Raw genomic sequence first — 13966 nt, forward strand, 5'->3', positions numbered from 1 at the left:
CGCCGGCCGCTCCGCCGACCCGTCGAACCGCCGTTCGGGATCCGCCGGGCCCCGCGCCGTTCGGGATCCGCCGGCCCGCGCGCCGTTCGGGATCGGCTGGACCCTGCTCCGTTGAGGATCCGCTGGGCCGTTGCTCTGTTGAGGGTCCGCCCCGCGCCGTTCAGGAGCGGCGCCCGCGCTCCCGCACCCCGGCGAGGAGCCGGGCCCGCCGGGCCGGTGACGCCGCCAGGGCGGTGCCCGTCAGGGCGAGTGCGGTGGCCCCGTCCAGGACGGCACGGTCGGCGCCCGCGCTCTTGCCGTACGCGGTGAACTCGGGGGTGTGCTGCCGGGCGCCGCCCGTCTCGTAGCCGATCGTCGGGTGGATCGTGGGGACGAGCCGGGAGACGTTGCCCATGTCCGTCGATGCCATCGAATCGCCGTGCCGAGCTGTCGCCGTGCGGCCCAGTTCGCCGAGGGCCTCCACATAGGCGTCCGTCATATCGGGGTCCTGCCGCAGATCGGCGAACTCCCGGCCGTGCGGCTCGATTTCGAGCTCGGCCCCGGTGGCGAGCGCACCGGCCTCGAAGCAGGCGCGCACCCGCCGGTGCGCCTCGCCGAGCTGCTCCACGGTCCGCGCCCTGACCTCGCAGCGTGCGCCGGTGCGGGCGGGGATGATGTTCACGGCCTGGCCGCCGTCCGTGACGATGCCGTGCACCACCACGCCCGGCGGCAGCTGCTGGCGGAGCAGCCCGACGGCGGTGTGGGCCACGGTCATCGCGTCGAGGGCGTTGACACCTTCCCAGGGCGCGAGCGCCGCGTGCGAGGGCTTGCCCCGGTAGGTGATGTCCCAGGCCCCGACCGCCAGGGAGGAGGCGCCGACCGAGTCTTCGGGGGCGGCGTGCACCATCATCGCCGCGGCCACGTCGTCGAAGACCCCGGCGTCGATGAGGAGGACCTTTCCGCCGATGTCCTCCTCGGCCGGTGTGCCGATCAGCTTGACGGTCAGTCCGAGCCGGTCCGCCACGGCGGCGAGACCGAGGGCGGCGCCGACGGCGGCAGCGCCGTTGACGTTGTGCCCGCAGGCGTGCCCGATGCCGGGCAGCGCGTCGTACTCGGCGCAGAACCCGATGACGAGTTCCCCGGTTCCGCAGGTGCCGACGAGAGCCGTGGGGAGGTCCGCCACCCCCCGGGTGACCGTGAAGCCCGCCGCCGCCAGGAGGTCCCCGATCCTGGCGGCCGCCCGGTGTTCCTGGAGGGCCGTCTCCGGTTCGTCGTGCAGTCCGTGGCTGAGGCCGATGAGCTGTCCGCTCCAGGAGGCGACCGCATCGGCCACGGCCCTGCGCGCCTGCCGGGTGTCCGTTCCGTGCGTCTCCCGGACGTCCGTCCGGTGCGTGTGCCGGACATCCGTCCCGCGCGCGTCCTGAGTGCCCGTCATGCGAGTTCTCCGTTCTGTGCCACGTGCTGTACCTGCTGGGCGCTCTCCCCGTGCCTGCCGCGGTAGCGCAGCGCCAGTGCCGTACCGGCGAGGGCCGCGAAGGCGCAGGCGCCCCAGCCCCACAGGTAGCCGGACTCCGCGATGTGTGTGGTGCCGGGGCTGACATGAGCGGCGAAGAACGCGCCGATCACCGCGGCGCCGATGGCCGCGCCGAGGGAGAGGGCCAGTTCGTTGAGGCCGACCGCCAGGGCCGTCTCCTGCTCCGCGACCGCCTCGGCCGACAGGGTCCGGGTGACCGACTCGAAGAGACCGGTGGCGAGCCCCACCACCAGGGCGCAGACCACGTACTGGGGGAGAGTGCGGTGGAAGAGGATCATCCCCAGGAAGCCCAGGGCGACGAGACCGCCGCCCGAGGCGAGCACGGCGCGGTCGCCGAGCCGCCGGGTCAGGCGCGGGGTGAGCGTGGAACCGGCGAACCCGGCGGTCACCATGGCGAGCGAGATCGTCGCGATGGCCTGCGGCCCCAGGTCCATGCCGTACCCGGTCGTGGAGCGTGAGGCACCCAGGAAGAGGGCGTTGGCGCCGAGAAAGCCGATCGTGCCGAAGGAGGCGCAGAAGGTGAAGCCGCTGACCACCGCGAGCCGTGGGTTGCTCAGCATCCGCACACTGACCAGCGGGTGCGCCGAGCTCCGCTCGACCGCCACCCAGGCCGCGAGCAGGACGACCGCCCCGACGGCGAGAGCGAGCGTACGCGGTGCTCCCCAGCCCCACGTACCGCCCTGCGCGAGCACCAGGACGAGCGCCACCAGACCCGCCGTGAGCAGCATCGCGGCTCCGTAGTGGAAGCGGCCGCCGCGTGGTGCGCCGCTGGCGGGCAGCACGATGCCCGCGATCACGGCGAGCACGCCGACCGGAACGGCCGTCCACAGCCCGGCCGCCGCGTGCCGCTCGCTGAGCGCGCCCGCCACCAGGCCGCCGACCCCGATGGAGAGGAGCAGGACTCCCACCAGGAGGGAGATCCCGGTGCGGTTCCGTTCGGGTGCGCGGGAGCGCAGGATGCCCACGAGCAGCGGGAAGAAGCCGACCAGGGCGCCCTGGAGCACCACCCCGACGGCCAGCGTCACGGCGGACGGCCGCACGGCGATCAGCAGCGAACCGCCCGCCACCATCGCGACGCAGACCCGCAGGAGCCTGCGGTGCCCGTACAGGTCGCCCAGCCGGGAGAGCAGCGGTGTCATCACCGCGAAGGCCACCTGGGACAGCAGATAGATGTTGTTCTGTCCGACGGTGCTGATGTGCAGGGTGCGGCCGACCTCGGGCAGCAGCGGTGTCAGATAGCCCTGGACGATTCCGCCCAGCAGGATCACGACGGCCATCGTCGCGAGCATGCCCGGTCCGGAGCTCAGCGTTCCGGGTCCGCGTTCCGTTCCCGATATGCGTAGGGGCACAGCTTCACCTCTGGATCACTGGTGGCGGGGGATCTCTGATGCGGATCTCTGTCGCGGGGTCTCTGGAGCGGTGGCCTCCGGTGCCGACGGATCTCCGGTGCGTACGGAAGTCCGGCGCGTACCGGTCTCCGGGCGCGTCCCGATCTCCGATGCGCAGGGATCTCCGGCGTGTCCCGATCTCCGATGCGCAGGGATCTCCGGCGCGGGGGACCTCGGTGGCCGGAACCGGATGCCGTGGCTACTGTGCGGGCGGAAGCACGAACGGCCGCGAATATTCATGGATTCGTCCGCAAGGAGGGCTTGTGATGCGAGAAACGGTCACCCCCAGCGAACTCGATCTCGCTCTGGTGAACGCCCTCCAGCTGCGGCCGAGGGCGTCCTGGTCGGAGCTGGCGCCGCTCCTAGGGGTGACCGCGGGCACGCTGGCGCGGCGCTGGGAGCGGCTGAGCGCGGAGGGGCTCGCCTGGGTGTACGCGGCGCCGGGGCGGGAGTTCTCGCGCAACCGCTGTTCGGCGTTTGTCCTGCTGCGCTGTCTGCCGGGGGACCGGTCACGGCTGATGGCGGAGCTGAGCGCGCTCCCGGAGGCCGTGACCATCGAGCTGACCGGACCCGGCACCGCCGATCTGCTGCTGGACGTGCTCGCCCCGGATCTGACGGCACTCAGCCGGTTCCTCACCGGGAAACTGGACCGGATACCGGGGATCACCGCGGTGACCTGCCTGTTCACCACGTCTCTGTACGTCGAGGGCAGCCGCTGGCGGCTGCGCTCCCTGGACCCGGCCCAGCAGACGGCCCTCGGCAGCCCGTCGCCGGCGGGGGAGACGATCCGTACGCTCCCGCTCGACACCGTCGACCGGGCGCTGCTCGGCGAACTGGTCCGCGACGGCCGCCTCGGCCTGGCCGAACTCGCCGAGCGCACGGACACCAGCCCGGCGACCGTCCGTCGGCGGCTGCGCCGCCTCACGGAGTCGTCGGTCCTGACCTTCCGCTGCGACATCGCCTCCGCGCTGGCCGGGTGCCCGGTCCCGGTCTCCCTGCTCGGTCAGGTCCCCGCGCGGGACATCGGGGCCAGCCACCGGGTCCTCGCCGCCCTGCCCGAATGCCGCCTGGTGGCGGCCGTGACCGGGCCGGCGAACATCTTCGCCACGCTCTGGGTGCACGACCTCGGGGACATCCAGCGGCGCGAGACCGCGCTCTGCGCCCGGCTGCCCACCCTCACGGTGACCGACCGCATCGTCGGCCTGCACACGGTCAAGCGCATGGGGCATCTGCTCGACGAGGAGGGCCGCAGGGTGGGCGTACGGCCGATCTCCCCCTGGTAGCAGAGGAGTCGGCCGCCAGGGCCTGCCGTGCGGATCAGGGGCTGCCGTCCGCCAGGGCCTGCCGTGCGGATCAGGGTCTGCCCGGCGGACGGGAGCCCGCCCTCGGGCCGGACCGTCTCACCGGCCGAGCGCCCCGAGGACCGCGCCGGCCATGCTCCGCTCGCCGGCCGCGTTGGGGTGGAAACCGGCGGCGGCCACCGACTCCTTCGGCTCGATCCACCGCACGCCGTCCGCCTTGCAGGCGTCATGGCCGACCGAGGGGGTGTAGGTGTCCACATAGGCCGCGTCGTACACGGCGGCCTGCTCGGCGAGCATGGAGTCGAGCGCCTTCTCCTCGTCGCGGAACCACGCGAAGTCGCCCTTGGCGAGGGGGATCGTGCCGCGGCAGGCCGAACCGTCGTCGGGGACGATCACCGGATAGCCGACCAGGGCCACCTTCGCCTGCGGGGAGCGGGTGTGGATCTCCTTGAGGACCGCTTCGATCTTCGGGCCGATGGCGTTGATGCGCGAGCGGATCTCGTCGGTGCCCAGGAGGGTGTAACTGCTCTTGCAGGGCGCGCCGTTCGGCGCGAGGTTCGCGAGCAGCACACAGCGGGTGATGACCCCGGTCAGGCCGAGGTCGTTGCCGCCGATGCCCAGGGTGACCAGCGTCGTGTCCGGGCGCAGGGCGTCCAGCTGGGGCGGGGCCGAGCCCTGCCGCTGGGTCATGTCGGTGGTGTCGGCGCCCCCGCAGGTCACATCCGTCACTTGCGCCGCACCGATGGCCTTCGCGGTCAGGGACGGATAGTTCTGGTCGGAGCGGGCGCAGTTCACGTCCACCTGATCGGGGATGCCCGCCCCTGAGCTGTACGAGTCGCCCAGCGCCACATAGTGCGCCCCGGCGGCGTTTGCCCCCGTGTGGCCGGCGGGTGCGGTCGTACGGGCCGCGGCGGGCGCCGCGAGAGCCAGGGCCGCAAGCCCGGCCACGGCCAGCGGGACACCGGCTCTGGCGAGAGGCCGGCGGACGGCTGCGGCGGGCGGGAACCCGGTGGGACGGGGCACGGAACGGTGCAGCGGCATTGCTGTCCCTCATCTCGTGAGAGGCCCGGACGTACGGGGGCTGTACCGGGGCGGAGCACCCCGGGCTCGAAAACCGTAATGTGATCGGTTTATGGTCGTCAATACGCTGGAGCGCGGCGGATTTTGCTGGCCGTGGGGCGCCGTGCGGAGGCCGGGTCGCCGTGGGCGCAGAACCTTGACAGTGAAATCCGATCAATTTACGGTTTTCGCGACCGCGACAGAGCTCTGCCGCGCCCGGCCGGTACTCCTCCGATGTCGCACCGGCCGACGCCGCATCGACCGACCGGGCAGGCCGTATGACCCACCAGAAACCGCCCTCCGCGCCAGCCGCCCCCGACGGGCCCCTTCAGCTGACGCTTGCTCAGAAAGCTTCGCTGACCAGCGGAGCGGGAGACTTCGTCACCGAGACGGTGCCGGGGGTGCCGACGGTGTCCCTCTCGGACGGGCCGCACGGCCTGCGGCTGCCCAGGGGGCAGGGCGACGGCGGTCAGATCGATCTGCACAGCGCGGCCCCCGCCACCTGCTTCCCCCCGGCGGTCGCCCTCGGCAGCAGCTGGGACCCGGGACTCGCGGCCCGGGTCGCCGCCGCCATCGCCACCGAGGCGCGGGCGCACGGCGTACAGGTGGTGCTCGGTCCCGGCATCAACATCAAGCGGTCGCCACTGTGCGGCCGCAACTTCGAGTACTTCTCCGAAGACCCGTTCCTGACGGCCGAGATGGGCGGGGCGATGGTACGCGGCCTGCAAGAGGCGGGGGTGGGGGCCGCGTTGAAGCACTATGCGGCCAACAACCAGGAGACCGACCGTATGCGGATCAGTGCCGACATCGACGAACGCCCGCTGCGCGAGATCTACCTCCGGGCCTTCGAGCGCATCGTCCGCCGCGACCGCCCATGGTCCGTCATGGCCTCCTACAACGCGCTCAACGGCGTACCGGTGAGCGAGAACCACCGCCTGCTGACCGGCATCCTGCGTACCGAGTGGGGCTTCGACGGCGTGGTGATGTCCGACTGGGGCGCGGTGCGCGACCGGGTCGCCGCGCTGCATGCCGGACTCGATCTGCAGATGCCGGGCACCGGTGGGCGCACCGACCGTGAGGTGGTGGCCGCGGTCGAGTGCGGGGCCCTGGAGGCGGAGGTGCTGGACCGGTCGGTGGAGCGGCTGGCGCGCTTCGCCCGGCGTGCGAACGCCTCCGTCGGACGGGAGCGGGGCGAAATCCCGTACGAAGCACACCACTTGCTGGCGCGGGAGGCGGCGGAGCGGTGCCTCGTCCTGCTCAAGAACGACACCGCCCTGCTGCCGCTGGACCCCGGCGCCGGCCGGATCGCCGTGATCGGTGAACTCGCGCGCACCCCGCGCTTCCAGGGCGCGGGCAGCTCCCAGGTGACCCCCACCCGTCTCGACCTACCGCTCGACTCTCTGCGGGCGGCGGCCGACGGTGCGCGGGTGGAGTTCGCGCCGGGGTACGCCCTGCCGGACGGCGGTGGGCATCCGGCCGGGCACCAGGAGGCGGGCAACGCGGAACCGGCTGCGGGGGATTCAGCTACGGGTGATCCGGCCACAGTGGGCCCGCCCGCGGAGGGCCCCGCTGTGGGGGATCCGGCTGCGGGGGCCCCGGCCGCAGGAGATCCGGGTACGGGTGAACCGGCCGCAGAGTGTCCGGCTACGGGTGACCCGGTCGCGGGAGATCCGGCCACGGAGTGTCCGGCTACGGGTGATCCGGCCGCTGCTCTCGCGCTGGAGGCCGAGCGGCTCGCCGCCCGCAGTGACACCGTGCTGCTGTTCCTCGGGCTGCCCGCGCAGGACGAGTCGGAAGGGTTCGACCGCGACCACATCGATCTGCCCGAGGCCCAACTGCGCCTCCTGGAGCGGGTCGTCTCCGTCAACCCCCGGGTCGCGGTGGTCCTCTCCAACGGCGGTGTGGTCCGTACCGCGCCCTGGCACGACCGGGTCCCGGCCCTTGTCGAGGGCTGGCTGCTGGGCCAGGCGGGGGGAGCCGCGCTCGCGCGGATCCTGTTCGGTGCGGCCGGCCCGTCCGGCCGGCTCGCCGAGACCGTACCGCTGCGCCTGGAGGACTCGCCCACGTATCTCTCCTTCCCCGGCGATGAGGGGCATGTCCGTTACGGCGAGGGGGTGTTCGTGGGATACCGGGGGTATGACGCACGCCGCAGCGAGGTCGCCTTCCCCTTCGGCCACGGTCTCTCCTACACCTCGTTCGACTACTCCGGTCTCACCGTCGAAACCGGCCCGGACGGCGCGCGGCTGACCGTGCGGGTCGGCGTGACCAACACCGGGCGGCGGGCCGGGCGCGAGATCGTGCAGATCTACAGTGCGGGCCCCGAGGAGAGCGCGACCCTGCGCCCCGAGCGTGAACTGCGCGGCTTCACGGCGGTGGATCTGGAACCCGGCGAGCACCGCGAGGTCCGGGTCGAGCTGGACCGTGCCGGCCTCGCCCACTACAGCGAGCGCGAGGGCGGGTGGCGGGTGGCGGGCGGCACCTACCGTATCGAGGCGGCGGCCTCCTCCCGGGACATCAGGCTGGCGGTGCGGGTGACCGTCGACGGCGACCCGTCGCGGATCCGGCTGACAGGCCGTCACACGCTGGCGGAGTGGTTCGCGCACCCGGTCGGCGGGCCGCTGCTTCTGGAACGGTTCGCCCGCGGCGGCGGCGCGCCGGGCGGCTCAACCGCCTTGGCGGACCCGGTGATGCGGCGCTTTCTGGCCGGGATCCCGCTGGATGTGATCGCCGATTCCCCGCAGAGCCCCGTGTCCCCCCAGGACCTCAAGGACCTGGCTGCCCGCGCCGCGGCGGAGACGCCCGCTCCCGAAGGCCCGGGAGCGGGTTAGCGGGTTAGCGGAGACGGCTGCCCCCGGCTCCGCCCGTACGTACTGATCCCGGCCCGGGTGAAGGCCCGGGGCATCCGGCCCCCGGCACTCCGCTGCGGGCCGGTACCGGAGCCGTACGGGTCGACAGCCGTCCGGGTCAGCAGCCGCGCGGGCCAAGCCAGCGGGTAAGCACAGACCGCCAGTTCGGCCACCGTCTGTCACGGCCTCACCCGCTTCGGCGCCCGCTGTCACGAAGGTGTCCTCCTGGTTCTCCAGGGCCCACCAGTCGCTGGAGACGTTGTTTCCCTCGGTCTGGCGGGCCGAGGTGGCGGCCCCCAGCAGGAAGTGCGCCGGGAGCACGAGAGCGGGCCCTGCTGAGGACGTCATGCGGCCACCCGTAAAAAGCGTTCGTTGATCGGTTTTCGTGTTAGCGTACAGGCGGCGCCGGTCCCGGAGGAAGAGGCGCCCGCGCCGACGCGCAGTCCGGGCCCGGCCGGTCCGGGGCACCCGAGCGCCGTACCTGACGATTCGGCCGACCGGGCTCCCGGGCCCCCGGACGGCTGGTGGAGGCTCCATGAACGCGGTCATTCCCAGCCCCGCCGAGCGGTCCGCCGCGGCGGATGCCGGTTCCCTTCCGGCTGCCGGCCCCTGGCGCATCCGCGCCGGCGAAGGTCTGGCGCCGGTCGCCGACACGCTGCGCGCCCTGCTGGCACCGCACCTGGGCGAGCGCCTGTTGCCCGGTGACGCGCGGGCGGGGAGTGCGAGCGACATCGTCCTCTCGCTCGACGCGGCCGGTGTGCCACCCGGCCGTACCGTGGGTGTCGCGCCGGACGGCGGAGACGTACCGGCCGACGAGGCGTACCGCCTGACGGTCGGCCCCCGCTCCGTCGACTGCCGGGCACGCACCCCCGAGGGCGTCTTCCGTGCGGCGACCACGGCCGCCCAGCTGATCCTGACCGCGGGGCCCGAGGGCCTGATCGCCTGTCAGGAGCTGGCGGACGCACCGCGCTACGCCTGGCGCGGGCTGCTGATCGACCCGGCCCGATGGTTCATCACGGCCGACGAGGTACGGCACATCATCGATGTCGCCGCCCTGTACAAGTTCAATGTGCTGCATCTGCACCTCACGGACAACGAGGGCTGGCGTCTCGCCATACCGTCGGTCCCGTCCCTGACCGCACCTCCGCAGGGCGCCACGCCTGCGGGCGCCGGGCAGGATGGGCCGGGGGAGCGGAGTCACTACACCACGGACGAGTACCGGGAGATCCAGGCGTACGCGGCCCGGCGCCACATCACCGTCGTTCCCGAGATCGACCTCCCGGGCCACTGCGCCGCACTGCGCACCGCCCTGCCGGAGCTGCCTCCCGCTCCCGCGCCGCCCGGACTCGCGGGGCGCTTCCCCTTCGTACCGCCGCTCGACCTCACCGATGCGGACACCCATGCGGCGGTCTCCGCGGTCCTCGCCGATGTCTGCGCCCTGACCGAGGGGCCTTTCGTGCACATCGGCGCCGACGAGGCGGTCGGCATCACCGAGGACAGTTTCGCGGCAGGTGTACGTGAACTGCGCGCCCTCACAAGGAAGTTCGGCAAACGACCGGTGGCCTGGCAGGAGTCGTCCCGGGCCGGGACCGGGCCCGACGACATCGCCCAGTTCTGGGTCGACGTCCCGATGATGGACCTGCCCGACACCGCGGAGGAACTCGCCGAGCGGCCCCGGCTGGCCGCATCGGGCATGACCCTGGAGTTCATCAGGGCGCTCAAGAAGTTCTTCGCCCCGTCCGACCACGACGTCGAGCGGATCATCGCCGGGGGCGGCCGGGTGCTGCTGTCACCGCAGTCCCATCTGTACCTGGACCGCGGCTACGCACCCGAGGGCGGAACCGCCGATGAGGCCGCCGGCGCGGCGCACCTGGGCTTCCCCGGCTACCGCCCGCGCAGCGTCCGCCACACGGCGTCCTGGGACCCGGCCTCGTACGGCATCCCCGACGAGCGGGTGGCGGGCGTCGAGGCGACGCTCTTCGCCCATACCCTGCGCGGAATGGAGGACTTGACCACCCTGCTGCTGCCGCGCATCGGTTCACTCGCCGAGGCCGCCTGGTCGGGACGGGCGCCGGAGTGGGACGAGTACCGCACCCGCATCGCCCGGCACGCCCGCATATGGAGCGAGCGCGGACTGGTCCACTTCGCCGCACCGGACGTGCCCTGGGATGAGTGAGCCGGGGGTGCCTCCACCTCGGTCTGCGGTGGAGGCACCCCCGGCTGCGGCCCGCGGTTCCGCGCCTGCCCGGTGCCGGGCGCCGCCGCGGTCCTGGGCGCGCACCCGGGGCCGCGGGTCACCCGACCCGTGCGGCGATGGTCCGTGCGCACGCCATCGACTCCGTGTGCGTGGTGTCCACTTCCAGGTCGTAGACCACGCCCCGGTGGACCAGGTCCGCCTGGGACGCGGCCATACCGACGACCCGGTCGCCCCGCGCCACCTCGCGGTCCGCGGCGACCGCGCTGTCGCATCTGACGCCGACCCACAGCACCGGCAGACCCTCCAGCGCCCGCTGCCAGCGCCGCTGCGAGTCCGCCCCGCCGAGGAAGACCTCGTCGACGATGACCCGGGCCCCCGCGCGGGCCATGGCGGCGATCCCCTCGGTCCACGCCGCCTCCAGCGCACGGAACTCCGCCCCGACGATGATCCCTCCGTCCGGAGCGAACTCGATCCCGGCCTGTGCCGACCGCAGGGAGGCGGGCAGCGCACCGACCAGCGTGTCGACCCCGAAGGCCGGCCAGGGATCCGGCAGGACCGCCTGAAGGCACCGGACGATCCCGGACTTCCCCGCGCTGGAACCACCGTTGAGAACGATCACCTGGGTCATCACCGGCCCACAGTAGGGCCGCCGGACCCGTGCCCGAAACGGATTCCGGCGGGCGCCGTCGCAGCGGCGCCCGCGGCCGGACGCCTACCCCGCCGGTGTGTAGTCGTAGATCGACGGCACGCCCATCCCGGACTGTGTCTCGGCCTTCACGTCCTTGCCCGACACCAGCAGGAACGACGACCGGTAGAAGGGGACGAACCAGCCCTGCTGGACGAGATGCCTGTTCAGGGCGCGCGCCGCCGTGTCCGCCCGGGGGCCGCCCGCCTGGATGCGCGGGAGCAATTGCCTGACGGTCGCGTCGGTCGAGCCGAAGAGGTTGAACGTGCCGGGTGTCACCAGGTCCTGGACGGTGACCCAGTCGACCGGTGACTGGCCGATGTTCATGACCATGGCGGAGTAGGCCCGGTCCTTGTAGATCTTCTGCACGGCGCTGTTGCCGTCGAGCTGGTCCCAGACCACCTTGATCCCCACCGCCTTGAGATCCGTCGCGATCGACGAGGCGAGGGCGTCGTTGACGATGGCGGAGATCCTCGGCAGCTTCAGGGTGAACCCCTTGGCGTAGCCGGCCTGGGCGAGCAGCTTCCTCGCCTTCGCCGGGTCGTGGTCGTAGTACGTGTCCAGGCTCTTGTCGTACGCCTTGGTGTCCGTTCCGAAGACCTGGTCGGTGATCTGACCGCCGCCCCGGCGGATCTGGTCGAGCATCGTGCCGCGGTCCAGCGCGTAGTTGAGTGCCTGACGTACCTTAACCTCCCGCAGCGCCGGGGTCCGTACGCCCGCCCGGTCGAAGAGGAGCAGCCCCTGGAAGTCGAAGGTGTGCTCGGTCGTCCGGAGGTCGGTGCCGGACTTGACTGCCTCCTGCTGGTTCGCGTCCTGGAGGACGGCGGTGTCTATCTGACCCGTCCTGAGGCCGTTGACGATGGCCGTCTCGTTGTCGAAGACGCTGATCGTCAGGGTGCGGTAAGGGAGTTGGCTGCCCCAGTAGTCCTTCCTGCGCTCGAAGACGTACTTGCCGCCGACCGCCGTCCTGGCCTTGTCGAGGGTGTACGGGCCCGTGCCGTCCGGATCCGTCCTGAGGGTGCCGCCCGCCAGTTTCGCCGGGCTCGCCATCAGCCCGGCCGCGTCGCTCAGATAGAACAGCATCGCCGGGTCGGGGGCCGAGAGCCGGAGCGTCACATGGGTGGCGTCCCGCACCTCGACGGCCCGCAGGGCGCTGAGATCCTTGGCCCCGCCACCGCCGCCCTTCTTGAAGTGCTCCATATTGGCCTTGACGGCCTCTGCGTCGAACGCGGTCCCGTCGGTGAACTTCACGCCCCGGCGCAGCGTCAGCGACAGCCGCGTCCGGTCCTTGTCGTACGACCACTTGGTGGCCAGCATCGGCCGGAAGCTGCCGTCCGGAGCCCGCTTGAGCAGCGTGTCGTAGACCGCCTGGAAGTACGGCAGCGCGCTGCCGAGCGCGTCGGCCGGGTCGAGGCTCTGGGCGCCCGTGAGGGTGGCGATGTCGAGCTCGGTGGAACCGCCCCCGGCGGAACCGCCGCCTCCGCCGCAGCCCGCGAGCGCCAAGGACAGCACGGTGACGCAGGCTGTCAAAGCCCCGGTTCGAGCGGAATGCCTCATCATGTTCTCTCCGTCTGGGTGGCCGGGAAAGGGGGTGACCCGGCGGAACGGCAGCGGGCAGCCGGGCAGCGCGCCCAGCCGGAAGGCTCGTGGACTTTGAAAACCATATTGTGATCGGTTTCTGGCCGTCAATGCGTCGTCCGGAGAAGCCTGAACCGCGCGGTGCGGCTCCCCGGCGCCAAAACAGCACAAAGTATGGTTTTCGTGTGCGCGCGGATGCCAGGTCAGCGGCTCCGGTTGCCGGTCCGGTCCGGACCGAAAGGGCGTACTACGCAGCCGCCCCCGCCGGCGCCGCCCGGTCGGGGCGGAACCTGCGGGGGCGGGTGAACGCCTCGGCGGGCTGGTCAGGCGGCGTCGGCCCGGCCGGTTCCCGGGGCGTGCGCGGCGATGTCGAGCGCCGCCGTGATCCACTCGTCGAACGGTTTGCCCGTCCGGTTCGCGGCGGCGCGCCACCGCTCCATCGTCTCGCTGGCCACCTTGAGTTCAGGGAGCCGGGTCAGCGGCGTCGGACCGGAGGAACCGCGAGCGGCCCGCAGGCGCCGGCGGAGCTCCGTCTTGGACCACTTGTTCTCCTCCGCCCGCGCCAGCCACAGGTCCTGCTGGGCCGGATCGAGCGAGGCGACCTCCGCGTGGTGCTGGAAGCTGAGCTGAGGATGACGGCGGGGCATCTCGAACTTGCGGGCCGTCCAGGCGTAGTTGCGCAGGGTCTGGTAGTCCAGGCCCGCGACGTCCACCGCGCGGCGGTACCGGTCCCCGTAGCGGTCCTGCCCGTAGACCAGCCAGTCGCCGAGGCACCAGGCGAAGGAGTCAGCGGTGTGGAAGATCTTGACCCCGGCCTCCTGCCAGACGTCGAACGGCACCGCCTTCGGGAACTGCAGACCGACTCTGGTGGTGAGGATCTGGTCCTTGCGCGGCGCCTGGTACGGCCGCGAGGAGGCGACCGGCCGGGCCGCCCGGGGCGTTCCCTGCGGGAGGCCGCCGTGCCGGCCCGCCGTAGGAGGGCAGGGGGCCGCCGCCGAGCCGATCCTGGCCAGGGTGCGGCGTTCGTCCGGTGCGGTTACGGGTCCTCTGGTGCTCGTCGTCACGATTACGTCCGTCCATCGTCTGTCGTCCCATGACCGATGGGCGGCAGCGCGAGCACTGAGTCTCGTTTCCCCCGCTGCCCCCAGCCCCTCACCCGTTGGGCGAATCGGGGCTTTCCCTCAGGATGGTGGAGGGGGCAGGGCTTCACCAGTGTTGCCATGTTGACTGAATGAGGAAACGGTCCGGACCAGTGCCCGACCCTTACAGCCGGGTGCCGGGCCGGTCGCGGCCGGCCCTCCCGGAGTGCCCCCCGCGGGGCAAGCCGGCCCCCCCGCCGTTCCCGGCCCCGGGCGCCCCGTCCGCCGCGCGGAGGAGGGGCGCGGGGGGGGGGCGCCCC

General features: G+C 72.5%; 9 protein-coding genes. 3 read left to right on the forward strand and 6 right to left on the reverse strand.

The window, feature by feature from the left end; translation table 11 throughout:
* Nucleotides 1–160: 160 nt before the first annotated feature.
* Both ACFXBC_RS08330 and ACFXBC_RS08335 read right to left on the reverse strand, forming a co-directional pair.
* Nucleotides 161–1414, reverse strand: a complete 1254-nt coding sequence (locus ACFXBC_RS08330) for a M20 family metallopeptidase (RefSeq protein WP_385020114.1) — start codon at nucleotides 1412–1414, stop codon at nucleotides 161–163.
* On the reverse strand, nucleotides 1411–2790 hold the full coding sequence (locus ACFXBC_RS08335) for an MFS transporter (protein ID WP_385020117.1): 1380 nt from the start codon (nucleotides 2788–2790) through the stop codon (nucleotides 1411–1413). Before ACFXBC_RS08335 ends, ACFXBC_RS08330 begins: the two co-directional genes overlap by 4 nt.
* 377 nt (nucleotides 2791–3167) lie before the next feature.
* On the opposite strand from ACFXBC_RS08335, the gene ACFXBC_RS08340 reads away from it, so the two are divergent.
* Nucleotides 3168–4184 (forward strand): Lrp/AsnC family transcriptional regulator, encoded by a 1017-nt coding sequence (locus tag ACFXBC_RS08340; RefSeq protein ID WP_385020120.1) that lies wholly within the window; start codon nucleotides 3168–3170, stop codon nucleotides 4182–4184.
* Between the two features lie 117 nt (nucleotides 4185–4301).
* Here ACFXBC_RS08340 and ACFXBC_RS08345 read toward each other — a convergent pair whose 3' ends face one another.
* Nucleotides 4302–5243: an SGNH/GDSL hydrolase family protein gene (locus ACFXBC_RS08345; protein ID WP_385020123.1), complete on the reverse strand. Its 942-nt coding sequence runs from the start codon at nucleotides 5241–5243 to the stop codon at nucleotides 4302–4304.
* A 296-nt stretch (nucleotides 5244–5539) separates the two neighbouring features.
* Here ACFXBC_RS08345 and ACFXBC_RS08350 point away from each other — a divergent pair, with 296 nt between their 5' ends.
* Nucleotides 5540–8089: a glycoside hydrolase family 3 C-terminal domain-containing protein gene (locus ACFXBC_RS08350; protein WP_385020127.1), complete on the forward strand. Its 2550-nt coding sequence runs from the start codon at nucleotides 5540–5542 to the stop codon at nucleotides 8087–8089.
* Between the two features lie 553 nt (nucleotides 8090–8642).
* Complete coding sequence (locus ACFXBC_RS08355; protein WP_385020130.1) at nucleotides 8643–10283, forward strand: family 20 glycosylhydrolase; 1641 nt, start codon at nucleotides 8643–8645, stop codon at nucleotides 10281–10283.
* 118 nt (nucleotides 10284–10401) lie between these two features.
* Here ACFXBC_RS08355 and cpt read toward each other — a convergent pair whose 3' ends face one another.
* The 3 genes from cpt to ACFXBC_RS08370 form a co-directional block, all read right to left on the reverse strand.
* Nucleotides 10402–10932 (reverse strand): chloramphenicol phosphotransferase CPT, encoded by a 531-nt coding sequence (gene cpt / locus ACFXBC_RS08360; RefSeq protein ID WP_385020151.1) that lies wholly within the window; start codon nucleotides 10930–10932, stop codon nucleotides 10402–10404.
* 84 nt (nucleotides 10933–11016) lie between these two features.
* Nucleotides 11017–12501 carry an ABC transporter substrate-binding protein gene (locus tag ACFXBC_RS08365; RefSeq protein WP_385020133.1) on the reverse strand — a complete coding sequence of 495 codons (1485 nt, stop codon included), beginning with the start codon at nucleotides 12499–12501 and terminating at the stop codon, nucleotides 11017–11019.
* 389 nt (nucleotides 12502–12890) lie between these two features.
* Nucleotides 12891–13631 (reverse strand): LmbU family transcriptional regulator, encoded by a 741-nt coding sequence (locus ACFXBC_RS08370; RefSeq protein WP_385020136.1) that lies wholly within the window; start codon nucleotides 13629–13631, stop codon nucleotides 12891–12893.
* Between the last annotated feature and the right edge of the window lie 335 nt (nucleotides 13632–13966).

Origin of the sequence: Streptomyces sp. NPDC059398 (genome assembly GCF_042751845.1) — a bacterium.
Taxonomy (GTDB): Bacteria; Actinomycetota; Actinomycetes; order Streptomycetales; family Streptomycetaceae; genus Streptomyces.

Excerpts from the sequence above, each read along its gene's own strand:
- ACFXBC_RS08330 (WP_385020114.1), bottom strand. The coding sequence starts at position 1,414 with ATGACGGGCACTCAGGACGCGCGCGGGACGGATGTCCGGCACACGCAC.
- ACFXBC_RS08335 (WP_385020117.1), bottom strand. The coding sequence starts at position 2,790 with ATGGCCGTCGTGATCCTGCTGGGCGGAATCGTCCAGGGCTATCTGACA.
- ACFXBC_RS08340 (WP_385020120.1), top strand. The coding sequence starts at position 3,168 with ATGCGAGAAACGGTCACCCCCAGCGAACTCGATCTCGCTCTGGTGAAC.
- ACFXBC_RS08345 (WP_385020123.1), bottom strand. The coding sequence starts at position 5,243 with ATGCCGCTGCACCGTTCCGTGCCCCGTCCCACCGGGTTCCCGCCCGCC.
- ACFXBC_RS08350 (WP_385020127.1), top strand. The coding sequence starts at position 5,540 with ATGACCCACCAGAAACCGCCCTCCGCGCCAGCCGCCCCCGACGGGCCC.
- ACFXBC_RS08355 (WP_385020130.1), top strand. The coding sequence starts at position 8,643 with ATGAACGCGGTCATTCCCAGCCCCGCCGAGCGGTCCGCCGCGGCGGAT.
- cpt (WP_385020151.1), bottom strand. The coding sequence starts at position 10,932 with ATGACCCAGGTGATCGTTCTCAACGGTGGTTCCAGCGCGGGGAAGTCC.